Genomic DNA, 22461 nt, shown 5'->3' with positions numbered 1-22461 from the left:
GACCCCGCCCGCTCACCCCACCCCCGCGCACGCAGAAGGGCCCCACACGCGCAGCGTGCGGGGCCCTTCCGTCAGGCGGACTTAGAAGTCCATGCCACCCGTCGGGTCGCCAGCCGGAGCAGCGGGGGTGCGCTCGGGCTTCTCGGCGACGACGACCTCGGTGGTCAGGAACAGACCGGCGATCGACGCAGCGTTCTGCAGCGCCGAACGCGTGACCTTGGCGGGGTCGATGATGCCAGCAGCGATCAGGTCGACGTACTCGCCGGTCGCGGCGTTGAGGCCCCAACCCGACTCGAGCTCGCGGACCTTGGCGGCGACGACACCCGGCTCGAGACCGGCGTTCAGCGCAATCTGCTTGAGCGGCGCGTCGATGGCCACGCGGACGATGTTCGCACCGGTCGCCTCGTCACCCTCGAGCTCGAGGGCCTCGAGTGCGACGGCACCGGCCTGGATGAGGGCGACGCCACCACCGGCGACGATGCCCTCTTCGACGGCAGCCTTCGCGTTGCGGACGGCGTCCTCGATGCGGTGCTTGCGCTCCTTGAGCTCGACCTCGGTCGCGGCACCCGCCTTGATGACGGCGACGCCACCGGCGAGCTTCGCGAGGCGCTCCTGGAGCTTCTCGCGGTCGTAGTCGGAGTCGGTCGCCTCGATCTCGGCACGGATCTGGCGGACACGGCCGGCGATCTGCTCGGCGTCGCCGGCACCCTCGACGATCGTGGTCTCGTCCTTGGTGATGACGACCTTGCGGGCACGACCGAGCAGGTCGAGCGTCGCGTTCTCGAGCTTGAGGCCGACCTCTTCCGAGATGACCTGGCCGCCGGTGAGGATCGCGATGTCCTGCAGCATGGCCTTGCGGCGGTCGCCGAAGCCCGGGGCCTTGACGGCGACGGACTTGAAGATGCCGCGGATCTTGTTCACGACGAGCGTGGCCAGGGCCTCGCCGTCGACGTCCTCGGCGATGATCAGGAGCTGCTTGCCCGCCTGGATCACCTTGTCGACGACCGGCAGGAGGTCCTTGATGTTCGAGATCTTCGAGTTGACGATCAGGATGTAGGCGTCCTCGAAGACGGCTTCCTGACGCTCGGGGTCGGTGACGAAGTACTGCGACAGGTAGCCCTTGTCGAAGCGCATGCCCTCGGTGAGCTCGAGCTCGGTGCCGAAGGTGTTCGACTCCTCGACGGTGACGACGCCTTCCTTGCCGACCTTGTCGATGGCCTCGGCGATGAGCGCGCCGATGGTCGGGTCAGCGGCCGAGATCGACGCGGTCGCGGCGATCTGGTCCTTGGTCTCGATGTCCTTCGCGTTGGCGAGGAGCTGGTCGGAGACGGCGGCGACGGCCTTCTCGATGCCGCGCTTGAGCGACACGGGGTCGGCACCGGCGGCGACGTTGCGCAGGCCTTCGCGGACGAGCGCCTGGGCGAGGACGGTCGCGGTGGTCGTTCCGTCACCGGCGACGTCGTCGGTCTTCTTGGCGACCTCCTTGACGAGCTCCGCACCGATCTTCTCGTACGGGTCGTCGAGCTCGATCTCCTTGGCGATGGAGACACCGTCGTTCGTGATCGTGGGGGCGCCCCACTTCTTCTCGAGGACGACGTTGCGGCCGCGCGGGCCGAGCGTCACCTTCACGGCGTCGGCCAGCTGGTTCAAGCCGCGCTCGAGGCCACGGCGGGCCTCCTCGTCGAAAGCAATGATCTTAGCCATGTGGTTTTTCGTCCCTCCCGGACGTCGTCTTGGGGGTCGTGCTGGCACTCAGCGTGAGCGAGTGCCAACGCCGATTCTGGCACTCGCCGGGTGTGAGTGCAACACAGTCGGGAGGCTCGTGACGACTTCCCAGGACACGTCGCGTCCGGTGGACCCCGCACCACCGCCGCGGTCGCGCTCCCCGCGCCGGTCACCGTCCCCGCACACGACGAACGCGCCGCCCCTGACGGGACGGCGCGTTCTGGAAGTGGTGCTGCTCAGGCGGGGCGGACGGACTCTGCCTGCGGGCCCTTCGACCCGGTGCCGACGTCGAAGACGACGGCCTGGCCCTCCTCGAGGACCTTGTAACCTGACATGTCGATGGCCGAGTAGTGCACGAACACGTCCTGGCCCCCTCCATCCACGGTGATGAAGCCGAAGCCCTTTTCAGCGTTGAACCACTTCACGGTTCCGTTGGCCATGATCTCTTGCTCCCTGGTACTGCAGTGCGGAACGACGTGATCGTCGTCTGCATGGGACTCTGACCGAACCCGTCCGATCAGGCAAGAGGTGTGACGTTGTTTCACGTCGATTCCGTCAGAAATCAACGTGCTCGAAACACGGCCGTCACACAATGCGCGGAAAACGCGGCGCGACGACCCGCAGAACGACCGATCAGCCGGTGTAGTCGGCGCCGAGGACGACGCTCACGTCGGCATTCGGGAACGCCGCCGACTGCTGCACGGCCGTGACGCCGAGCTGCTTCGCGATGCCCTGCGCGACCGCCGCCTGCGACGCCTGCTGGTAGTAGACGATCGTCGACGTGGAGCCCGTCGTGCCGGCGTCACCGGTGGAGGCGACCTGCCAGCCGGCGCCGGTCAGCGCCGCGCTCGCTCGGCTGGCGAGGCCCGTGGTGGTCGTGCCGTTCAGGACGACGACGGTGGTGGTGCCCTGCTGCGCCGGCGTCGCGGCCGCAGCACTGCCCGACCCCGACCCTGCGGAGCCCGAACCGGCCGACGAGGACGCGGACGGCTTGGACGTCGCCGAGGGCTTCGCGGTGGCGGACGCCGACGTGGAGGCCGAGGGGGAATCCGAGCTGTTGAAGGAGTAGCTGCCGTTCAGCAGTGCGAGGACGAGCACGCCGATGCCAACGAGCACGCCGGTGGCGAGCGCCGCCCAGGCGAAGGCGATCCAGCCACGGCCGCGACGCTGGGCACCGCGGTGCGCACCGACCCGCGGGCCGTCGGCGACGTCGTCGAACCGGTCTCGGGGGAATCTCGTGCTCATCGTTCCTCTTCACGTCCTTCGGGAGCCGCACCGGGCGCGACGAAGCTGCGCGTCGCCCGGGCGCTGGTGCGCGCGTGACGGAGCCGCTGCAGCCGGCTGACGAGCTGCGGGTCGTACGCGAGTGCCGCTGGCGAGTCGATCACGCGGTTCAGCACCTGGTAGTAGCGCGCCGCCGACATCTCGAACTCGACCCGGATCTCCGCTTCCTTCGTGCGGTCGTGCCGTGCCCGGTCCTGCTCGAACGTCAGCACGTGCTTCGCGAGCTCACTGAGCTGGTCAGCACCGAGCTGGTCAGCACGCAGCTCGTCAGCACTGAGCTCGTCGACGCTGCGTTCGTCGGTGGGGCTGGTCACTGCGGTTCCGATCACGGTCGGGTAACGGGTCTCGCACATCGTAGGGGTGGAGTCGATCCGGACCCTGGCACGGCGCTGGACTGTCGCGAACACCGGTCACAGGTTCGGCGCGCGGAACCAGCGCACACGCCGACCGAACGGGTCGGAGACGGCCACCGCGACCCCGTCGAGCGAGACCGTCGCGAACGAGTCCGGATCCGCCGCGTCGACGTCGTCGGGCAGCGTCGCCGCCACCCCGCGCAGGATCCCGGTGCGTTCGAGGGCGATCCAGTGCACGCCGCGCGCACGGAGCCGGTCGACGAACCGCTGCCGGTCCGCGCCCGGCACGTAGACCAGGGTCCCGGTGGTCAGGACGACCGGTTCGACGTCGTCCGGCAGGGCGTCCAGTGCACGGTCGAGGTCGCCGGGCAGCGCGCCCCGGATCCGGACGGGAGGCACGGTGAGCGTCGCGGACGCCGCCGCGCGCATCAGGGCGGTCCGGTCCGACGCCTCGGGCGGGACGGCCTCGACCAGCCGGTCGAACGCACCGGGGACCGACAGGTCGATCGGGTTCGGGTCGAGGGCCACCCGGGCGCCGACCCTGATCGGAACGGTCGCGGGAGTGGGAACGGCCCCGGTTGCGTCCGCGACCAGCCGGACCGACGGCTCGGCGAGCGCCGTGTGCATCCGGAGGACCGCGGCCCCGGAACCGACGCGGTAGTCCAGGGTCACCCGGTCCGGGATCGAGCACAGCCCGGCGGCGGCCCCGGCGTCGACCAGGCCGAGCGGACGCGCGGACCGTTCGGCGAGCGCCGCGAACAGCGGAACGACCGGGGCGAGCCGCTGCGGGTCGTTGGCCTGCACCGTGGCGGAGGCGAGGGCCGTGACCAGCGCGGGGCGGGCCTCCAGGCCGAGCGCGCGCAGCGCACCCGGGTCCGACGGGTCCGCGCCCAGCTGCCGCGCGACCGCGAAGAACAGTTCCGGCTGCCGCTGCTGCTCGGGGACCTTGGCGAGGAGCGCGACGAGGGAGTCGTCGAGCGACCGTGCCCAGGCCGCGTACGACGGCGAGAACGCCTGGATGCGGTCGGCGTACGCGTCGTACCGGGCGCGGGTGTCCATCAGCGTCCGGGCCGGTGCATGCCGACGTGTCGGATGCCGGCCTCGTCGTACGGCTCCCCGAACCGCACGAAGCCGTACCGCTCGTACAGGGCGGCGACGTACTCCTGGGCATGGAGGACGAACGGGTCGTGTCCGTGTTCGTCGAGGACGGCGGCGACGAGCCGGCCGGCGATCCCCTGCCCGCGGTGTCCGGGATCGGTGGCGACCCGGCCGATCACCCACGCCGGCGGTGCCGCGCCGTCGGGGTGGACCTCGTCGACTGCCGGGCGGATGAGCCGCAGGTACCCAACCGCATCGGTGTCCGTGCCGAACCACCAGTGCTCGGTGTCGGGCTCTCGGTCACGGCCGTCGAAGTCCTCGGCGGTGACCCGCTGCTCGAGCGCGAATACGCGGTTGCGCAGGACGACGATGCCGTACAGTTCGTCCGTCGTCAGACGGGTCCAGCGGGCGTGGTGCACGGAATGCTCGGACATCGTGGCGAGTTTAGTGAAGTGGTCGGGAGTGCCCGAAAGAGCCCGGCCGGAAGCAGGAGGAACCAATGGCATACAACGTCGACAAGTCCGACGCCCAGTGGCGCGAGGAGCTCTCCCCGGACCAGTACGCCGTCCTCCGCCAGGCGGGGACCGAACGACCGTGGACCGGTGAACTCCTCGACGAGGAGCGTGCCGGCGTCTACACCTGTGCGGCCTGCAACGCGGAGCTGTTCAAGAGCGGCACGAAGTTCGACTCCGGCTGCGGCTGGCCGTCGTTCTACGAGTCGGTGAACCCGGACGCCGTGCAGCTCATCGAGGACAACTCCCTCGGCATGGCCCGCACCGAGGTCCGTTGCGCGAACTGCGGTTCGCACCTGGGCCACGTGTTCCCGGACGGGTTCGGCACCCCCACGGGTGACCGGTACTGCATGAACTCGATCTCGCTGAACTTCTCGGAGAAGTCGGGCGAGTGAGCCCCGGACGCCCTCACCGGTAGGATGAGCGGCGTCAGCCGGCATGGCGCAATTGGTAGCGCACCGTACTTGTAATACGGGGGTTGCGGGTTCAAGTCCCGCTGCCGGCCCCATATACTGCATGCGCAGGCCGCGACTCGTTCGCCGCCCGCACCGCCTTCAGCCCCGCCTCGAGCGGGGCTGTCGTGCGTCCGGCCGGTGGTGCCGGTCGACCAGTCTCAGGGCCAGACGCCGGGCTGGTACGCGCACCGTTCGATGTCGCCGACGAGCGCGGCGAGGACACGCGCCTGCCGCGGATCCCGTTCCTCCACCGTCCGCGAGCGCACCCAGACGAACGCCAGGAGATCGGCGACCTGCAGCATGCGTGAGTGGTGACTCGGCGCGAAGTGAACGGTGTCGAGCAACCGTTCGAGCCGGGTCTGCATGTACGTTCCGGGAGTCCCGTAGGCCTGGTACACCGCGAAACGCTCACGGTGCCGGTCTCGATCCGACCGTTCGTCCGCGATGACGAGCGCGTGCACACCCATCTCACCGGCCTTCCCGTCGACCCGCTGCAGGAGGTGCTGGAAGGCCACCTGTTCCGGCGAGTGCCGATCACGGAAGCCCCGCGCGTCCTGGTACCGACGCAACTGCCCGGGGCGGCAGCCTCGGAGCAGCACGGTTGCTCCGGAAGTCACGACGGCTTCGACCACGTCGAGGAACACCTTCACGCGCACGCGTGGCGGGACGGCGCTCCAAGCGCCCTTCCCGTGGAAGATCGGATGGGCGTGGATTTCGGCCTGCGCCTCGACGCCGTACTCCTCGAGCGCCGCGACGATCTCGTGCATGCGATGCGTGAGCCAGCGGGTCTGTGCCGCGTCCGCCATCACGGCGCCGAAGCCGTAGAGGTCCGGCTTGAAGGATTCGTCGACGAAGCAGAGCAGCACGGTGGAATACTGCCGTACAGAAGGTGTGGAGGGGGTGCGACGCACTGCCCTTGATGAAGCGATGCCCCGGGCGAAGTCTCGCCCGGGGCATCGGCACACGGAACGCGGATCAGGGGGCGTTCCGGGCGCTGGACGCGGTAACCAGCCGGTCGTGCGACGAGGATGACACCTCACCGACCCGCGCGTCCACACCCTGACCCCACATCCGCGGAAATCCGCACGATGTGCACGAACGCGCCGGGGTCCTGTCCGCTCAGCGCCCGCCGGTGATCTTCCGCTCCCGCTGCGCGACGCCGGCCGTGCCGTAGGGGTAGTCGTCGATGCGGGGAGCGCTGGCGTCGGTCAGTCGGGCGAGCTCGTCGTCGGTGAGCACCAGGTCCGCGGCACCGAGGTTGTCCTCGAGCTGCGACAGGGTGCGGACGCCGAGGATCACGCTCGTGACCGCGGGCCGGGCCAGCAGCCAGGCGAGTGCGACCTGCGACTTCGACGCGTCGTGGGCGTCGGCCACCTCGGAGACGGCGTCGAGCACCTCCCACGTGCGCTCGTCGCCGTTGCGGGCTTCCCACGCCTCCATGCCGCGCTGCGGGTTCTCGCCCAGGCGGGTGGCGCCGGTCGGGGCCTCGTCGCGCTGGTACTTGCCGGAGAGCCAGCCGCCGGCCAGCGGCGACCAGGGCAGCAGGCCGATGCCGGCGTCGAGGCAGGCGGGCACGACCTCGTGCTCGATGTCGCGGACGAGCAGGTTGTACTGCGGCTGCAGGGTGACGGGCGGTGCCCAGCCGTGGGCCTTCGCCTCGTAGACGGCCTTGGTGACCTGGTAGCCGAGGTAGTTCGAGAACCCGTAGGAGCCGATCTTGCCGGCGGACACGGCGTCGTCGAGGAACCGCAGGGTCTCGTCGATGGGGGTCAGGGCGTCCCACGCGTGCATCTGGTACAGGTCGATGTGGTCGACGCCGAGCCGCTCGAGCGAGGCGTCGAGGGCCACGCGCAGGTGTCGTCGGGACAGGCCGAGGTCGTTCGGGCCGTCGCCCTGCGGGAACCGGCCCTTGGTGGCGAGGACGACCTGTGCGGCCTCGGTGGGGTGTGCTGCGAGCCAGCGGCCGATGATCCGCTCGGACTCGTTGCCGGAGTAGACGTCCGCCGTGTCGACGAGCGTGCCACCGGCGGCCACGAAGGCGTCGAGGATGGCGTGTGAGGTGGGTTCGTCGGCTTCGCTGCCGAACGTCATGGTGCCGAGGGTCAGCGTCGACACCGATGTCCCGCTGTTGCCGAGGAGTCTGTAGTCCATGGCGGGGACGGTACGCCCGGTGCCGTCCGACCGAGGGGACCCACGAGTACCCCTCAGCGCGGGGCGGACAGGAACCGCAGCGCTGCTTCGCGGAACGGCCGCGAGGTCGGGGCGTTGAAGTGGTTGCGCCCCGGGATCTCGAAGAAGGTGGCGTCCGGCGCGGCCTCGGCGAGCCGGACCGCGCTGTCGCGGATGCCGTCCTCGCTGCCCGCGGCGATCAGGAGCGGCTGCGCCGGGGCGTTCTCCGGGGTCGGCTCGATGCTGTTCCGCATCCCCTCGACCATGGCCACGAGCGCGCCGAGGTCGTTGCCCTCGACGTTGCCCGCCATCGTCAGGTAGCCGTTGGTGACGCGGTCCTCGATGGGGGTGCCGTCGGCGATGTACGCCTTCGCCTGGTCGACGCGGACGCGACGCATCGGGTCGGCGTCCGGGATCCCGCCGAACACCGCACGTGAGATCCGGCCGGGCAGGCGTTCGGCGGTGTGCCAGCCGACGCGGGCGCCGAGCGAGTACCCGAGGAACGCGACGTCGTCGAGCAGGTACGTGTCGATGACCGTGGTGACGTCGGCGACGAGCAGGTCCATCGAGTAGGCACCCGGGTCGTGCGGCTTCGCGCTCGCGCCGTGCCCGCGCTGGTCGAGTGCCACGACCCGGTAGCCGGCACGGACCAGGTGCCGCGTCCAGCCCGAGGCGTGCCAGTTGAGCACCGCACCGGAGGCGAAGCCGTGCACCGCGATGACGGCCGGGGCGTCGGGGTCGCCGAAGTCGTAGGTCGCGAGTCGCAGCCCGTCGGGCGACATCACGAACCGGGGGCGGGGCGCTTCGGGGACGAGTGACATGTCCTCTCAAGCGTATCGGGGCAGTGTGGTGGCCATGGACGGCTACGGCGGCGATCAGATCCGGGCGGCGGAACGCCCCCACCTCGACGCGGGGGAACCCCTGATGCAGCGCGCCGCCGACGGGCTCGCGCGCATCGTCGGCGACCTGCTGGACGACCCGGCCGTGCGGCCGGTCGACGGGCCGGGATCCGTCCTCGTGCTCGCCGGCAGCGGCGACAACGGCGGTGACGCCCTGTTCGCGGGCGCTCGCCTGGCAGCGGCCGGGAGGCACGTGGCGGTCCTGCGCGTCGGCTCCCGTGTCCACGAGGCCGGCCTGGCAGCGGCGCTGGACGCCGGCGCGCGTCTGCTGGACGGCCCGTCCGGCACCTCGGGACCGAACTCGGGCGGAGCGGCCGACATCCTGCGGGCCGCCGGCCGGAGTGACGGCGAACGCCTGGCGGACGTCGCGACCGAGGCGGCACTCGAGGCCGACCTGGTGCTCGACGGCGTCCTCGGCATCGGGGTGCACGGCGCGAACGCACTGCGGTCCCCCGCGCGGGAGGTCGTGGACGCCGTCCGTGAGCTCGCCCGCGACCAGCGCGCGCCGTTCGTCGTCGCGGTGGACGTGCCGAGCGGCATCGACGTGGACACCGGCGGCGTCGCGGACGATCACGTCCTGCACGCCGACGTCACCGTCACCTTCGGCGGGGTGAAGGCCGGCCTGTTGACCGGACCCGCCGCCACCCTCGCCGGGCGGATCGAACTCGTCGACGTCGGGATCGGTGCGGACCTGGCGACGATGGAGCCGCTGATCCGCACCTGATCCCTCGAACATCAGGGCGTCAGTGGTGCTCGTACAGCACGGGCTCCGGCAGACCGTGCTCGGCGCGGACGCTGCGTGCGATGCCCTCGATGGCGACCAGGGCATCGACCACGAGCTCGGGCGTCACCGGGAACGGCATGTTGTGGATGGTCTCGCCCTCCACCGTCGCGGCCTCGGCCACGGCGCGCAGCACGTCACGGTCGTCCACCGTCAGGCCGATCTCGGTCAGGGTGTTCGGCAGGCCGACCTTCGTGGTGAAGACGACGAAGTCCTCGATCTCCTCGGCCGGGGCGCCCTCGAGCACCAGCTGCGCGATCGTCCCGATGTTCACCTTCTGCCCGTGGGCCAGGCCGTGCGCCTGCGGCGCCGCAGTCAGCCCGTTGTGGATCGCGTGGGCGGCGGCGAGCCCACCGGACTCGAACCCCAGGCCGGACAGCAGCGTGTTCGCCTCGACGACCTTCTCGAGCGCCGGGGTGACGACCTTGGCCTTGACGGCCTCGATGGCCTGCAGGGCGTTCTCGTGCAGGAGCTTCCACGACAGCTCGGCGAGCGCGACGCCGGTCTGCGTCTGCAGGCCGCCGGCCATGGTGTCGGCGTTGGCGCGCTTCGCGGCACGGGCCTCGACCCAGGTCGCCAGCGCGTCACCGATGCCCGCGACCAGGAACTGCACCGGCGCGTTGGCGACGAGCCTGGTGTCGATGAGCACCAGGTCCGGGTTGTGCGGGAAGAAGCGGTACTCGATGAACTCGCCCTCGGCGGTGTAGATGACGGCGAGCGCCGAGGTGGGGGCGTCGGTGGACGCGGCCGTCGGCACGCTGGCCCACCGGATGCCGGCAAGGTGTCCCGCGGCCTTCGCAGCGTCGATCGCGGAGCCACCGCCGAGCCCCACGATGACGTCTGCGTCCGTCGCGCGGATCTGCTCGACGAGCTCGTCGACGGCTTCTGGGGTGGCGAAGCGGCCGAACCCGACACGCTCCACGGCCAGGTCGGCGGACCGGAAGCTCTCGGAGACGGCGGTCTCGACGATGCCCCAGACCACGTCGTCGGCGACGATCAGGGGCCGCTTGCCGATCGGAGCGATGAACTCGCCGACGCGGGTGATCGCGTCCTTGCCCTGGACGTAGCGGGCGGGGCTCATCACGGTGCTGATGGGAGTGGCCATTGCGCGGTTCCTTCCGGTTGTACGACAGGTGTACGACAGGTGTCGGGGTGGCCGACGCCGCCGACGGTACGCGGGGCCGCTGATCGGGAGGTGCTGATCGGTAGGTTCGGGATCATGACGTTCAACGACGACTCGCAACTCCGCGGCGGCAAGGTCAAGCGGCGGGGTCGCACCACGGCGATCGGCGGAGGTGCCGTGGGCGTCGCCATCGTGGTGTTCCTGGTCGCGCAGTTCACCGGCTTCGACCTGAGCGGGATCGTCGGCGGCGGCAACGGCCTGACGACGATCCAGCAGGGGGGCGAGTCCGTCGACGCCGCCCCCGAGTGCCGGACCGGGCGCGACGCCAACCTGCGCGTCGAGTGCCGGATGGAGGGCGCGGCCGAGTCGCTCGACACCTACTGGACGTCCGAGGCGCGGTCGCTCGGCATCTCGTACACGTCACCGGAGTTCTTCCTGTTCGAGGACTCCACCGACACCTCGTGCGGGCAGGCCTCGGCCGCGACCGGCCCGTTCTACTGCCCGCCGGACCGTGCGATCTTCCTGGACACCGCGTTCTACGACGACCTGCAGTCGCAGTACGGCTCGTCCGGCGGTCCGCTCGCGCAGATGTACGTCGTCGCCCACGAGTGGGGGCACCACATCCAGCAGCTGCAGGGGTCGTTCGCGAACACCGACCGCTCCGGCACGGGTGCGTCGTCGGGGAGTGTCCGCGTCGAGCTGCAGGCGGACTGCTACGCCGGGGCCTGGGTCGGCGACGCCGCCACGACGAAGGACGCGAACGGCGAGACCTTCTTCGAACCGATCACCCGCTCCCAGATCACCGACGCCCTGTCGGCGGCGAGCGCCGTGGGCGACGACAGCATCCAGGAGCGCGCAACCGGCCGCGTCGACCCGGACTCGTTCACGCACGGGTCGAGCGAGCAGCGACAGCGCTGGTTCCTGCGGGGCTACCAGCAGGGCGCGACGAGCTGCGACACCCTGAGCATCCCGGGTTCGGCCCTGTAGCCGCACCGTCGAACCACGGGAGGCCCGGTGCCAGCTGGCACCGGGCCTCCCGTCCGTGGTCAGCGCGTCAGCGCTCGTTCATACGTCAGCGCTCGTCGGGCCGTCAGCGCTTGGTCGGCGTCGGCGTCGGGGTCGCGCTCGGCGTGGGCGTCGGGGTGGCGTCGGTCGCCCCGGCGGCCGTCACCACGAAGGTGCGGAAGTCGTCGTTCGTGACCGGGGAGGTCAGCTCGTACCGCTGGCCGTTGACGAGCACGAGCGGCGTGCCGGGGAACTCCTTGAGCGTCGACCCGGGGATCGTGCCGTCGGACACCGCCGTCGTCTGCTCGTCCACCCACTTGGCGTAGTCCTGGTCGGCGATGCAGCTCCGGACGGCGCTCCGTTCCTGCAGCCCCTGCACGCCCGTGACGACGTCGGTGAGCTCCGCGTCGGTGAGACCAGGGGTGCCCTCGTCCGGCTGCTTCGCGAAGAGCGCCTGGTTCACCGCGTAGAACTGGTTCGGGGAGTGCTCGGCGACGCAGGCGGCGGCGTTCGCGGCGCGGAGCGAGTACTTCGTGCCCTGCGAGCGGTTCGACAGGACCGCGACCGGGTGGATGTCCACCGTGGCCGCACCGGAGTCGACGAGGTCCTTGATGTAGTCGCCGTTCGCCTGCTCGAACTGGCCGCAGCCCGGGCAGAGGTAGTCGACGTACAGGGTGATCCGGACGGTGCCGGCGCCGTCGGTCGCGGCGCTGCTCGGCGACGCGGAGGCCGATCCGGACGCGGACGCCGCGACGGGCTTCAGGTCCTGCCCGATGGTGATGCCGCCCTGCGACATGGTCGACGGGCCGGGGCCGGCGGGCTTCACGGAGTCGACCAGCACGAGCGTGACGATCGTCGCGGCGGCGAGGAGCACGACCCCGAGCCCGATCTGCAGGCCGAGCCGGACACCACGCTGGCGTCGCTTCTGCTGGGTCCGGGCACGCTGGGCTCGCTGGCGGGCGGCTTCACGGCGCTCGTTCCGCGCGGCGCGGGCGGCACCCTCGGGGCGGTTGTTCATCGGTGCGTCGTCCTCCTGATCGGTGTCCGCTCGGCGTTCCCCTGCTCGGCGGACGGACCCGGCGATTGTAGTGGGGCGCTCTGGGAAGCCGCCGACCAAGGGGGAAAACACTGGCGCACCCGGGTGAACTCGTGTTGTATGAACCTCGACAGTCGACGGCGACTGTCCGGGGCCCGTACGGGCACACCGCTTCACTCGGATCGTCCGGCACGTACCTGCCGGTGAAGGAAGGACCGAACGCTCATGGCGTCCGTCACCTATGACAAGGCAACCCGTCTCTACCCCGGAGGCAACCGTCCCGCGGTCGACTCCCTCGACCTGGACGTCGCCGACGGCGAGTTCCTCGTCCTCGTCGGCCCCTCGGGTTGCGGCAAGTCCACCTCGCTCCGCATGCTGGCCGGCCTCGAAGAGGTCAACTCCGGTCAGATCCGCATCGGCGACCGCGACGTCACGGACGTCCCGCCGAAGGACCGCGACATCGCGATGGTGTTCCAGAACTACGCGCTGTACCCGCACATGACCGTCGCCGAGAACATGGGCTTCGCGCTCAAGATCGCCGGCGTCGGCAAGGAAGAGCGCGCCACCCGCGTGCAGGAAGCCGCCAAGCTCCTCGACCTCGAGGACTACCTCGGCCGCAAGCCGAAGGCGCTCTCCGGTGGTCAGCGTCAGCGCGTCGCGATGGGCCGTGCGATCGTCCGTCAGCCGCAGGTGTTCCTCATGGACGAGCCGCTGTCGAACCTCGACGCCAAGCTCCGCGTCCAGACCCGCACGCAGATCGCGTCGCTGCAGCGTCGTCTCGGCGTCACCACGGTCTACGTCACGCACGACCAGACCGAGGCCCTCACCATGGGTGACCGCATCGCGGTGCTCAAGGACGGCATCCTGCAGCAGGTCGGCACCCCGCGCGACCTGTACGAGAAGCCGAACAACGTGTTCGTCGCCGGCTTCATCGGTTCGCCGGCCATGAACCTGCTGCCCGCCGACGTCATCGAGGGCGGCATCAAGTTCGGCACGCTCAACCACGCGATCGACCGCGACACCCTGTCGAACGCCCGTGCCGCACAGATCACGGTCGGCATCCGCCCCGAGGACGTCATCGTGTCGCAGACCGGCGAGGGCCTGCCCGTCACGGTCGACGTCGTCGAGGAGCTCGGCGCCGACGGCTACCTCTACGGCCACGCCGACGTGAACGGCCAGCGCGCCGACATTGTCGCCCGTGTCGACGGTCGTGCACACCCGTCGATCGGTGACACGATCGTCATCACGCCGAAGCAGGGTCACGTCCACGCCTTCGACACCGAGTCGGGCGACCGCCTCGACGACAAGGCCGTCGTCAGCGCGTAACCAGCGCACTCCCCCGAGAGCCCGTGCCCGCCTCACAAGGGCGGACGCGGGCTCTCGGCTGTCCCCGACACCAGAGGAACCACCGTGCCCGACTCGATGTCCATCACCGCCGCCACCGTCGACCCCGGCCTGCTCGACCTGCCGTGGGACCTGCCACTCGCCGACTGGCCCGACGACACGATCGTCGCGCTGCCGAAGGGCATCTCGCGGCACCTCGTGCGGTTCGTGCACCTGAGCGGCTACGTCGCCGCGGTGAAGGAGACCGGCGAAGAGGTCGCCCGGTCCGAGTACGAGATGCTCCGGACCCTGCAGCGGATGGACGTGCCGTGCGTGGACCCGGTCGCGGTCATCACGAACCGCGTCGACGCCGACGGTGAACCACTGCACCCCGTGCTCGTGACCCGCCACCTGCGGTTCTCCCTGCCCTACCGCGCGCTCTACTCGCAGACGCTGCGCCCCGAGACCGCCACCCGTCTGGTCGACGCCCTCGCGCTGCTGCTCGTCCGCCTGCACGTCATCGGGTTCTACTGGGGCGACGTGTCCCTGTCGAACACGCTGTTCCGTCGCGACGCCGGCGCCTTCGCCGCGTACCTGGTCGACGCCGAGACCGGCAAGCTCTACCCCGGCGGGCTGTCGAACGGTCAGCGCGAGAACGACCTCGAGGTCGCCCGCGTGAACATCGCCGGCGAGCTGCTCGACCTCGAGGCCGGCGGACGGCTCGACGAGAACGCCGACCCCGTCGACGTCTCGAACCGCATCGTCGCCCAGTACCGGACGCTCTGGACCGAGCTCACCGGCACCGAGCAGTTCGACATCAAGGAACGCTGGCGCATCAACGACCGCGTCGAGCGCCTGAACGAGCTCGGCTTCGACATCGAGGAACTGTCGATCCACACGACCGAGGGCGGCTCGCAGGTCCGGATCCAGCCGAAGGTCGTCGACGCCGGGCACCACCAGCGCCGACTGCTGCGCCTCACCGGGCTCGACGCCGGCGAGAACCAGGCGCGGCGCCTGCTCAACGACCTCGACTCGTACCGCGCCCGCAACGGCCGTGACGAACTCGACGAGGAGATGGTGGCGCACGAGTGGGTCTCGCGGGTCTTCGAGCCCGTCGTCCGCTCGATCCCCCGTGACCTGCGCGGCCGACTCGAACCCGCCGAGGTGTTCCACGAGCTGCTCGAGCACCGCTGGTTCATGTCCCAGCAGGAGGAGCGTTCCGTCTCCCTGCCCGAGGCCACGACCGCCTACATCAACGACGTGCTCCGACACCGTCGCGACGAGCGCCTGCTCATCAATCCGCCGACCTCGTCGATCACCGTGCCGATCCCGGTGCTGGACGACGACGACGCCGACGAGTCCGACGACGTCGACGACTGGCGCGCCACGGTCTGACGCGGTCCCCGCTCGGTCACGACACCCCGCCGGGTGGGCGCCGACCGGTCGCAGACCGTCGTCTGCGGCGTCGCGCAGCGACGACTCGTGACCACACGGCGGGCACCAGCCGACATGTCCTGACCGTTCTGGGGCCGAGAACGCGACCGCCTGGAGGCCCGGCCCGCGTCCCGGAGACCGGCGCCGGGCCTCCAGGCCGTCACGCCCAACCCCGCCTGCCACCGTGAGCAGGAATGGTCGCCTCCCGCTCGGGGAGGCGACCATTCCTGCACACGAAGTGCTGGGGCTACGCGGTGCGACGGCGCCGCGCGACCTCCCACAGGGTGACGCTCGCGGCGATGCCGGCGTTCAGGGACTCGGTGGCGCTCGAGATCGGGATCGACACGATGGCGTCGCAGGTCTCGGTGACCAGGCGCGACAGGCCCTTGCCCTCGGAACCGACGACGATCACGATCGGGCGGTCCGCGAGCTCGAGGCCGTCGAGCTCCACGTCACCGTCGCCGTCCAGGCCGAGGACGAACAGGCCCATCGACTTGAGCGACTTCAGGGTCTGCGTGAGGTTCGGGGCCATCGCGACCGGCGTGCGTGCGGCGGCCCCGGCCGAGGTCTTCCACGCCGACGCCGTCACGCCGACCGAACGACGCTGCGGCACGATGACGCCGTGTCCGCCGAACGCCGCGGTCGAGCGGATGATCGCGCCGAGGTTGCGGGGGTCCGTGATGCCGTCGAGTGCGACGAGCAGCGGGACCTGGTCACGCGAGAAGGCCTGCTCGACGATGTCCTCGGACACCGCGTACTGGTACGCCGGCACCTTGAGGGCGACGCCCTGGTGCACGCTGTCGTGTCCGGTGATGCGGTCGAGCTCGGGACGCATGAGCTCGATGATCGGCACGCCGCGGTGGTTGGCGAGCGCGAGGATCTCCTTCACGCGGTCGTCGACCTCGATGCGCGACGCGATGTAGAGCGTCGACGACGGGGTCTTCGTGCGCAGGGCCTCGAGCACGGAGTTGCGCCCGGTCACCAGCTCGGAGTCGTCGGTCTTGCGTGCCGGCGGACGGCCCGTGCGACCCTGCGGGGTGCTCGAGGAACCGTGCCGGCCCTTGGCCGCCTCGAAGCGGTCCTTCGCGGCCTTGCGCTTGCCGGCGGGGTGGTACGGGCGGTCCTCGGCCTTCGGGGTCGGCTTGCGACCCTCGAGCGCCTGGGCGCCCTGTCCGCCGGAGCCGACCTGCTTGTTGCCCTTGCGACCGGTGCGGACGGCGCCGGGCCGACCCTTCTTGCTTCCCGAGACGTTCTTCATGCGTAGCTCCTGTTCGGCACTGCCGTGTTCAGGCGATGCTCCAGCGTGTTCCGGACGGCGTGTCCTCGATCGTGATGCCCGCGGCGGCGAGGTCGTCGCGCACGCGGTCGGCCGCGGTGAAGTCCCGTGCTGCCCTGGCGTCCGCGCGCTCCTGCACGAGGCGTTCGACGAGGGCGGCGAGCGGGCCTGCCGAGGTGTCGTGGCCGCCGCCCGACCAGTGGTCGGCTCGCGGGTCGATGCCGAGCACCTCCACCATCGCAGCCACCTGATGGTACGCGGTCCCGAGCGTTTCCGCATCGTCGGCGTCCAGGGCAGCGTTGCCGGTGCGCACGGTCTCGTGCAGCACGGCCAGGGCCTGGGGCACGGAGAGGTCGTCGTCCATCGCCGCGGCGAAGGCCTCGGGCACGGCCGGGGCGTCGGCGAGGTGGACACCCTCGAGCCGGGTCTCGGCGCGCTCGAGGAACCCGGCGATGCGGTCGTACGCCGCCTCGGCCTCGGTCAGTGAGCCCTGGTGGTGGTCGATCGACGAGCGGTAGTGGGCGGCACCGAGGAAGTAGCGGACGACGGCGGGACGGGCGGATCCGAGGAAGTCCGCCGCGAAGATCGAGTTGCCGAGCGACTTCGACATCTTCTGGCCCTCGACCGTCACCAGGCCGTTGTGCAGCCAGTACGACGCGAACGGGTCCCCGGCGGCCGTGGACTGCGCGAGCTCGTTCTCGTGGTGCGGGAAGCGCAGGTCGAGCCCGCCGCCGTGGATGTCGAACGCGGGACCGAGGTACCGGCGCGACATCGCCGAGCACTCGATGTGCCAGCCCGGGCGGCCGGCGCCCCACGGGGAGTCCCAGTTGGCGGTCGAGGGCTCGCCGGGCTTCGCACCCTTCCAGAGCGCGAAGTCACGGGCGTCGCGCTTGCCACGCGGATCGGCGTCGGCGGCCTCGACCATGTCCTCGCGCCGCTGACGGGTGAGCACCCCGTAGTCGGCCCAGCTGCCGGTGTCGAAGTAGACGTCACCCGAGCCGTCGTCGGCGGCGTAGGCGTGCCCGCGGTCGATGAGGCGCTGGATGATCTCGTGCATCTGCGGCACGCTCGCAGTGGCGCGGGGCTCGTAGGTCGGGGGCAGGATGCCGAGGGCGTTGTACGCGGCCGTGAACTCGAGCTCGACCCGGTAGGCGCGGGCGAACCACTCCTCGTCGGTGCCAGCCGCCAGGTCGAGGACCTTGTCGTCGATGTCGGTGACGTTGCGCACCAGGGTCACCCGGTACCCGCGGTGGGTGAGCCACCGACGCCAGATGTCGTAGACGAGCGCGGACCGCAGGTGCCCGATGTGCGGCGACGACTGCACCGTCGGACCACAGACGTAGACGCTCACGTGTCCGTCGACCAGGGGCACGAGGTCGACGACGGCTGCGGCGCGGGAGTCGTAGAGGCGAACGGTCACGCCTCAACCCTAATCGGCGCGGGGCCGCGGTTTCAGGAGGGACGCACGAGTGCCGTGGCGATCGCCGCGAGCCCCTCGCCACGGCCGGTGAACCCGAGCCCGTCGGTCGTCGTGCCGGACACGGCGACGGGCGCACCGACGACCGCGGACAGGGCGTCCTGCATCTCGTCACGGCGGCGGCCGATACGCGGCCGGTTGCCGATGACCTGCACGGTGACGGACACCGGCACGAGCCCGGCGTCGGCGAGCAACGCGACCGCGCCGCGCACGAACACGTCGCCCGTGGCGCCGGCGTACTGCGGGTCAGCGGTGCCGAAGCGTCCGCCGATGTCGCCGAGGCCCCCGGCGGAGAGCAGGGCGTCGCACACCGCGTGCGCCACCGCGTCACCGTCGCTGTGCCCGGAGAGGCCGGGTTCGCCGGGGAAGTCGAGCAGCCCGACGCGGCAGGGCGAGGCGTCGTCGAAGGCGTGCACGTCGACCCCGAGCCCGAGTCGGACCGCGACGGCGTCCGACTGGCTGGCACCCGCCGCACCGGCACCAGCAGCGGCACCAGCACCAGCACCAGCACCAGCACCAGCACCAGCACCAGCTTCGGTCCGCGCCCGCACGATGGACTCGGCCCGGCCGAGGTCCCACGGCGTCGTGATCTTGAAGGCGTCGGCGTCCCCCGGCACGAACCGGACGGTGCCCCCGACGGCCTGGAACACCCCGGCGTCGTCCGTCTCGGACTGCGACGCCACCGCGTACGCCCGCCGAAGTGCCGCGAGCGGGAAGCCCTGCGGCGTCTGCACCCCGACGAGCGCCGCACGGTTGACGGTCTCGACGACGACGTCACCGTCGACCCGTTTGACCGTGTCCGTGACGGGGAGCGCCGGCACGACGCCCGCACCGTCACCGGCGGCGACGGCGTCGAACACCCGCGAGAACTGTGCCGCGGGCGTGAGGCACCGCGCCGCGTCGTGCACCAGCACCGTGGTGACGGAGTCCGGCAGGAGGGCCAGGCCGGCCTCGACCGACCCGTGGCGATCCGCGCCTCCGGCGACGACGGCCGTATACGCGACCGCAGCACCCGCGACCGAACCGACCACCTGGCGGCACTCGTCCAGGTGCGACGCCGGTGCGACCACGACGACGAGCGTCGGTGACGGCAAGGCGAACAGGGGTTCGAGCGCCCGCGCGAGCATCAGCGCACCGGCCACGGGCACGAACGCCTTCGCGGTCCCGACGCCGAGCCGGGTGCCGGACCCCGCCGCAACGACGACGACCGCCCGGTCCACCCCTTCGGGGAACCGTGCGGTCGTCGTTCGTGCTGTCGTGTTCAGTGCGCTGTCGTCAGGCTCAGGAAGCCAGGACCTCGTCGAGGACGGTCGATGCCTTGTCCTCGTCGGTCTTCTCGGCCAGCGCGAGCTCGGAGATCAGGATCTGCCGGGCCTTGGCCAGCATCCGCTTCTCACCCGCGGAGAGCCCGCGGTCCTGATCGCGCCGCCAGAGGTCGCGGACGACCTCGGACACCTTGATGACGTCACCGGAAGCGAGCTTCTCGAGGTTCGCCTTGTAGCGACGTGACCAGTTGGTGGGCTCTTCCGTGAACGGCGCCCGGAGGACCTCGAACACCTTGTCGAGTCCTTCCTTGCCGATCACGTCGCGGACGCCGACCAGGTCGACGTTGTCCGCCGGGACCTCGATCGTCAGGTCACCCTGCGTCACCCGCAGTTTCAGGTAGACCTTTTCCTCGCCCTTGATGACGCGAGTCTTGACTTCAGAGATGGTTGCCGCCCCGTGATGGGGGTAGACGACGGTCTCGCCGACCTCGAATTGCATGTATCAGGCTCCGTTCCCAGACATCCAGTTTACCACAAGGGCCGTTCCGGTAAGGGGACCCTCAACGCTCACCCCTCCCGGTGATCGCTAGGATGGGCGCGGGGACCGCCCGGTCTCCATCGTGACTTACGGAGGAATCTCTTGCGACCTCGGGTACTCGTGTCCGTCGCCGTTGCGGCAACCATCGCGCTCGGCGCCACCGGGTGCGAGTTCATGTCGCCGGCCCACACCGTCGACATCAAGCAGATCACCGACGGCGTGGACGTCTCGACCGGCAAGGTCGACGTGCGGAACGCCCTCCTGATCTCGGACGACGGTGAGAGCGCCCGCTTCATCGGCACGCTGGTGAACAACGACGACCAGGACGACTACACCGTCTCGATCGAGATCGGCGGCGACACCCAGACCGTCGACGTGCCGGCCAACACCCACGTCGACCTCGCCATGGCCGCGGGTGCGGGCAGCGACGACGAGTCGAGCGTGCAAGAGGGCGACACCACGCAGGGCACCACCGCCGGTGACGCCGAGCCGATCGTGTTCGACAACGCGGACGCCAAGCCCGGTTCGCTCGTGAAGGTCTACTTCAGCTACCCCGACGCCGAGGGCACCTCGGCCAACGTGCCGGTGCTGACGAGCTCGCAGGAGGAGTACCAGACCCTCGCGCCGAGCCCGACCCCGACGCCCACCTCGACGTCCCCGTCCGAGAGCGGCGCACAGTCGACCGGCGAGGCCGTGCCCGGCACGCAGCCGACCGACTCGCAGACGGATTCGTCCGAGGGCGACAACGGCACCAACTGACGCCGACGGGCGCGGCTGACACCGCGCCCGAGCCGTTCGCACAGGAGGCCCGGTGCGAGTCCCAGGGACTCGCACCGGGCCTCCTGTCCGTCCGTCTCAGGCCTCGATGCGGTACCCGAGACCGCGGACCGTCACCAGGATCTCGGGGGTCGACGGGACCCGCTCGATCTTCGAGCGGATGCGCTTGATGTGCACGTCGAGGGTCTTGGTGTCGCCGAAGTAGTCGGAACCCCACACCCGGTCGATGAGCTGCCCGCGGGTCAGCACACGGCCGGCGTTCCGGAGCAGCAGCTCGAGGAGCTCGAACTCCTTGAGCGGCATCGGGGTCTCGGACCCGTCGACCGACACCGTGTGCCGCTCGACGTCCATCCGGATGCCGCCGACCTGCAGGATGCCGCTGTCCGCCGGGTCGTCCTCGGTCCGGCGACGGAGCACGGCACGGATCCGGGCCAGGAGCTCCCGGGTCGAGTACGGCTTCGTCACGTAGTCGTCGGCGCCGAGCTCGAGCCCGACGACGATGTCCACCTCCGAGTCCTTCGCGGTCAGCATGATGATCGGCGCGTTCGACCGGGTCCGGATCTGCCGGCACACCTCGGTGCCGCTCAGGCCCGGCAGCATGAGGTCGAGGAGCACCAGGTCGGGGTTCTCCGCGTCGAACTTCGACAGCGCGGTCACGCCGTCGGCAGCGACGGAGGTCTCGTACCCCTCACGCTGCAGCAGGAACTCCAGGGGCTCGCTCAGGGCCGGCTCGTCGTCGACGATGAGGATCTTGGTCACGATGGCTGCTCTTCCAGTTGCTCTTCGAGTGCTGTGGTCAGTTCGGGATCTGCCTCGGGCAGACGGATGGTGAAGGTCGAGCCCTTGCCGGGCTGCGACCAGACGCGCACGTCACCACCGTGGTTGCTGACGACGTGCTTGACGATCGCGAGCCCGAGGCCGGTGCCCCCGGTGGCGCGCGACCGTGCGGGATCGACACGGTAGAACCGTTCGAAGACGCGGTCGAGGTCGGCCTCGGGGATGCCGACGCCCTGGTCGGTGATCGCGATCTCGACGAAGCCCTTCGACGACCGGACGCCCACGCCGACGCGGGTGTTGTCCGGCGAGTACTTCACCGCATTGGCGATGAGGTTCGACACCGCGACCTGCAGCAGCCCGCGGTCGCCCATCACCCGCAGCTTCGACTTCTTGGCGCGGATGATCTCGATCGAGCGGGCGCGGGCGACGACCTCGTTCGCGTCGATCGCGGCCTGCACGATCTTGTCGATGCCGGTCTCCTCGCTGTTCTCGAGCGCGTCGACGGACTGCAGCCGGGACAGCTCGATGATGTCCTTCGTCAGCGCTCCGAGCCGCTCGGACTCGGTGATGAGCTGCGCGGCGAACTTCTTCACGTGCACGGGGTCGTCGGCGGCGAGGACGAGGGTCTCGGACAGCAGGCCGATGGCGCCGATCGGCGTCTTCAGCTCGTGCGAGATGTTGGCGACGAAGTCGCGGCGGACCTCGTCGATGCGCCGGCTCTCGGTCAGGTCGTCCGCCGTGAGCAGGACGTACCGGTTGCCGAGCTGGGCGGCACGGAAGCTGAGGTAGCCGATGAGCTCCCCGTGGCGACCACGCGGCAGCTCGAGGTCCTCCGACCCCATCTCCCCGCTCTTGCGCACCCGGTCGATGAGCTCGAGCAGTTCGTGGTGCACCAGGCGTCGGCGCACGACGAGCCCCGCCGTGAGGGCCTGGGGGGATGCCGCGACGACGGTGTTCGACGGGTCGATGACGACCGCCGGGTTGTGCATCGTCGCGATGACCGCTGCGACGCCGTCCGGCAGGGTCCGCTCCGCCACGTCGGCAGCACGTGCCGTCCGCTCGGCGGTGATGATCAGCACCACGACGCCCGCGCCGAAGACCCCGCCGAGGAGCATCGACAGTGGCACGAGCCACGCGTTGTCCATGCCGCCAGT

At 70.6% G+C, this 22461-nt stretch carries 23 protein-coding genes and 1 tRNA gene; 7 read left to right on the top strand and 17 right to left on the bottom strand.

Annotated elements, in window-relative coordinates:
* Window positions 1-81: 81 nt before the first annotated feature.
* From groL to DEJ05_RS12595, 6 genes are all read right to left on the bottom strand, one after another.
* Window positions 82-1704 (bottom strand): chaperonin GroEL, encoded by a 1623-nt coding sequence (gene groL, locus DEJ05_RS12620; protein WP_017888048.1) that lies wholly within the window; start codon window positions 1702-1704, stop codon window positions 82-84.
* Window positions 1705-1961: 257 nt separating this feature from the next.
* On the bottom strand, window positions 1962-2165 hold the full coding sequence (locus tag DEJ05_RS12615; protein WP_017888049.1) for a cold-shock protein: 204 nt from the start codon (window positions 2163-2165) through the stop codon (window positions 1962-1964).
* Between the two features lie 193 nt (window positions 2166-2358).
* The gene (locus DEJ05_RS12610) at window positions 2359-2970 is read right to left on the bottom strand and encodes a LytR C-terminal domain-containing protein (RefSeq protein WP_071404071.1); all 612 of its coding nucleotides are present in this window, start codon (window positions 2968-2970) and stop codon (window positions 2359-2361) included.
* A complete protein-coding gene (locus DEJ05_RS12605) occupies window positions 2967-3323 on the bottom strand; it encodes a DUF3263 domain-containing protein (protein ID WP_258370754.1) in 357 nt (118 codons plus the stop codon). Before DEJ05_RS12605 ends, DEJ05_RS12610 begins: the two co-directional genes overlap by 4 nt.
* Window positions 3324-3419: 96 nt before the next feature.
* Window positions 3420-4421 (bottom strand): DUF2332 family protein, encoded by a 1002-nt coding sequence (locus DEJ05_RS12600; protein WP_111110558.1) that lies wholly within the window; start codon window positions 4419-4421, stop codon window positions 3420-3422.
* On the bottom strand, window positions 4421-4894 hold the full coding sequence (locus tag DEJ05_RS12595; protein WP_111110557.1) for a GNAT family N-acetyltransferase: 474 nt from the start codon (window positions 4892-4894) through the stop codon (window positions 4421-4423). The genes DEJ05_RS12600 and DEJ05_RS12595 overlap by 1 nt, the downstream gene beginning before the upstream one ends.
* A gap of 65 nt (window positions 4895-4959) precedes the next feature.
* On the opposite strand from DEJ05_RS12595, the gene msrB reads away from it, so the two are divergent.
* Both msrB and DEJ05_RS12585 read left to right on the top strand, forming a co-directional pair.
* Complete coding sequence (gene msrB, locus DEJ05_RS12590) at window positions 4960-5367, top strand: peptide-methionine (R)-S-oxide reductase MsrB (RefSeq protein ID WP_027466599.1); 408 nt, start codon at window positions 4960-4962, stop codon at window positions 5365-5367.
* Between the two features lie 37 nt (window positions 5368-5404).
* Window positions 5405-5480: transfer RNA gene (locus tag DEJ05_RS12585), tRNA-Thr, on the top strand.
* 105 nt (window positions 5481-5585) lie between these two features.
* Here DEJ05_RS12585 and DEJ05_RS12580 read toward each other — a convergent pair.
* The 3 genes from DEJ05_RS12580 to DEJ05_RS12570 all read right to left on the bottom strand — a co-directional run bounded on the left by DEJ05_RS12580 (window position 5586) and on the right by DEJ05_RS12570 (window position 8417).
* Entirely contained in the window at window positions 5586-6293 is a 708-nt protein-coding gene (locus tag DEJ05_RS12580) for a DUF3800 domain-containing protein (RefSeq protein ID WP_181440721.1), read from the bottom strand.
* A 253-nt stretch (window positions 6294-6546) separates the two neighbouring features.
* Window positions 6547-7578 (bottom strand): aldo/keto reductase, encoded by a 1032-nt coding sequence (locus tag DEJ05_RS12575; RefSeq protein WP_110861756.1) that lies wholly within the window; start codon window positions 7576-7578, stop codon window positions 6547-6549.
* A gap of 53 nt (window positions 7579-7631) precedes the next feature.
* Window positions 7632-8417 carry an alpha/beta fold hydrolase gene (locus DEJ05_RS12570; protein WP_110863109.1) on the bottom strand — a complete coding sequence of 262 codons (786 nt, stop codon included), beginning with the start codon at window positions 8415-8417 and terminating at the stop codon, window positions 7632-7634.
* Between the two features lie 34 nt (window positions 8418-8451).
* Here DEJ05_RS12570 and DEJ05_RS12565 point away from each other — a divergent pair, with 34 nt between their 5' ends.
* Window positions 8452-9219 (top strand): NAD(P)H-hydrate epimerase, encoded by a 768-nt coding sequence (locus DEJ05_RS12565; protein WP_111110559.1) that lies wholly within the window; start codon window positions 8452-8454, stop codon window positions 9217-9219.
* Between the two features lie 19 nt (window positions 9220-9238).
* Here the strand turns inward: DEJ05_RS12565 and DEJ05_RS12560 are convergent, their stop codons facing one another.
* Window positions 9239-10381, bottom strand: coding sequence for a glycerol dehydrogenase (locus DEJ05_RS12560; RefSeq protein WP_111047010.1), 1143 nt, complete (start codon window positions 10379-10381; stop codon window positions 9239-9241).
* 114 nt (window positions 10382-10495) lie between these two features.
* Between DEJ05_RS12560 and DEJ05_RS12555 the strand changes: the two genes are divergently transcribed.
* On the top strand, window positions 10496-11386 hold the full coding sequence (locus DEJ05_RS12555) for a neutral zinc metallopeptidase (protein ID WP_111110555.1): 891 nt from the start codon (window positions 10496-10498) through the stop codon (window positions 11384-11386).
* Window positions 11387-11489: 103 nt separating this feature from the next.
* Here the strand turns inward: DEJ05_RS12555 and DEJ05_RS12550 are convergent, their stop codons facing one another.
* Window positions 11490-12422 carry a thioredoxin domain-containing protein gene (locus DEJ05_RS12550; RefSeq protein ID WP_111110554.1) on the bottom strand — a complete coding sequence of 311 codons (933 nt, stop codon included), beginning with the start codon at window positions 12420-12422 and terminating at the stop codon, window positions 11490-11492.
* A 243-nt stretch (window positions 12423-12665) separates the two neighbouring features.
* Between DEJ05_RS12550 and DEJ05_RS12545 the strand changes: the two genes are divergently transcribed.
* Both DEJ05_RS12545 and DEJ05_RS12540 read left to right on the top strand, forming a co-directional pair.
* Entirely contained in the window at window positions 12666-13766 is a 1101-nt protein-coding gene (locus DEJ05_RS12545; RefSeq protein ID WP_071404078.1) for an ABC transporter ATP-binding protein, read from the top strand.
* Between the two features lie 84 nt (window positions 13767-13850).
* The gene (locus tag DEJ05_RS12540) at window positions 13851-15158 is read left to right on the top strand and encodes a DUF4032 domain-containing protein (RefSeq protein WP_111089146.1); all 1308 of its coding nucleotides are present in this window, start codon (window positions 13851-13853) and stop codon (window positions 15156-15158) included.
* Window positions 15159-15444: 286 nt separating this feature from the next.
* On the opposite strand, the gene rlmB is transcribed toward DEJ05_RS12540, so the two are convergent.
* From rlmB to DEJ05_RS12520, 4 genes are read right to left on the bottom strand one after another with little or no spacing between them, the layout of a single operon-like run.
* Window positions 15445-16455 carry a 23S rRNA (guanosine(2251)-2'-O)-methyltransferase RlmB gene (gene rlmB, locus DEJ05_RS12535; protein ID WP_027466607.1) on the bottom strand — a complete coding sequence of 337 codons (1011 nt, stop codon included), beginning with the start codon at window positions 16453-16455 and terminating at the stop codon, window positions 15445-15447.
* A gap of 28 nt (window positions 16456-16483) precedes the next feature.
* On the bottom strand, window positions 16484-17893 hold the full coding sequence (gene cysS / locus DEJ05_RS12530; protein ID WP_111110553.1) for a cysteine--tRNA ligase: 1410 nt from the start codon (window positions 17891-17893) through the stop codon (window positions 16484-16486).
* Window positions 17894-17925: 32 nt separating this feature from the next.
* Window positions 17926-19215 (bottom strand): 2-C-methyl-D-erythritol 4-phosphate cytidylyltransferase, encoded by a 1290-nt coding sequence (gene ispD / locus DEJ05_RS12525; RefSeq protein WP_375334839.1) that lies wholly within the window; start codon window positions 19213-19215, stop codon window positions 17926-17928.
* A gap of 16 nt (window positions 19216-19231) precedes the next feature.
* Complete coding sequence (locus DEJ05_RS12520; RefSeq protein WP_017888066.1) at window positions 19232-19714, bottom strand: CarD family transcriptional regulator; 483 nt, start codon at window positions 19712-19714, stop codon at window positions 19232-19234.
* A gap of 141 nt (window positions 19715-19855) precedes the next feature.
* Here DEJ05_RS12520 and DEJ05_RS18140 point away from each other — a divergent pair, with 141 nt between their 5' ends.
* A complete protein-coding gene (locus DEJ05_RS18140; protein WP_128780543.1) occupies window positions 19856-20512 on the top strand; it encodes a hypothetical protein in 657 nt (218 codons plus the stop codon).
* Between the two features lie 96 nt (window positions 20513-20608).
* On the opposite strand, the gene DEJ05_RS12510 is transcribed toward DEJ05_RS18140, so the two are convergent.
* A complete protein-coding gene (locus tag DEJ05_RS12510; protein ID WP_027466611.1) occupies window positions 20609-21289 on the bottom strand; it encodes a response regulator transcription factor in 681 nt (226 codons plus the stop codon).
* Window positions 21286-22452, bottom strand: coding sequence for a cell wall metabolism sensor histidine kinase WalK (locus DEJ05_RS12505; protein WP_071404724.1), 1167 nt, complete (start codon window positions 22450-22452; stop codon window positions 21286-21288). Before DEJ05_RS12505 ends, DEJ05_RS12510 begins: the two co-directional genes overlap by 4 nt.
* Between the last annotated feature and the right edge of the window lie 9 nt (window positions 22453-22461).

It is taken from the genome of Curtobacterium sp. MCLR17_045, from assembly GCF_003234405.1.
Lineage (GTDB): Bacteria > Actinomycetota > Actinomycetes > Actinomycetales > Microbacteriaceae > Curtobacterium > Curtobacterium flaccumfaciens.
The sequence above is the reverse complement of the archived record's forward strand: the minus strand, read 5'-3'. Positions and strand labels throughout refer to the sequence as shown.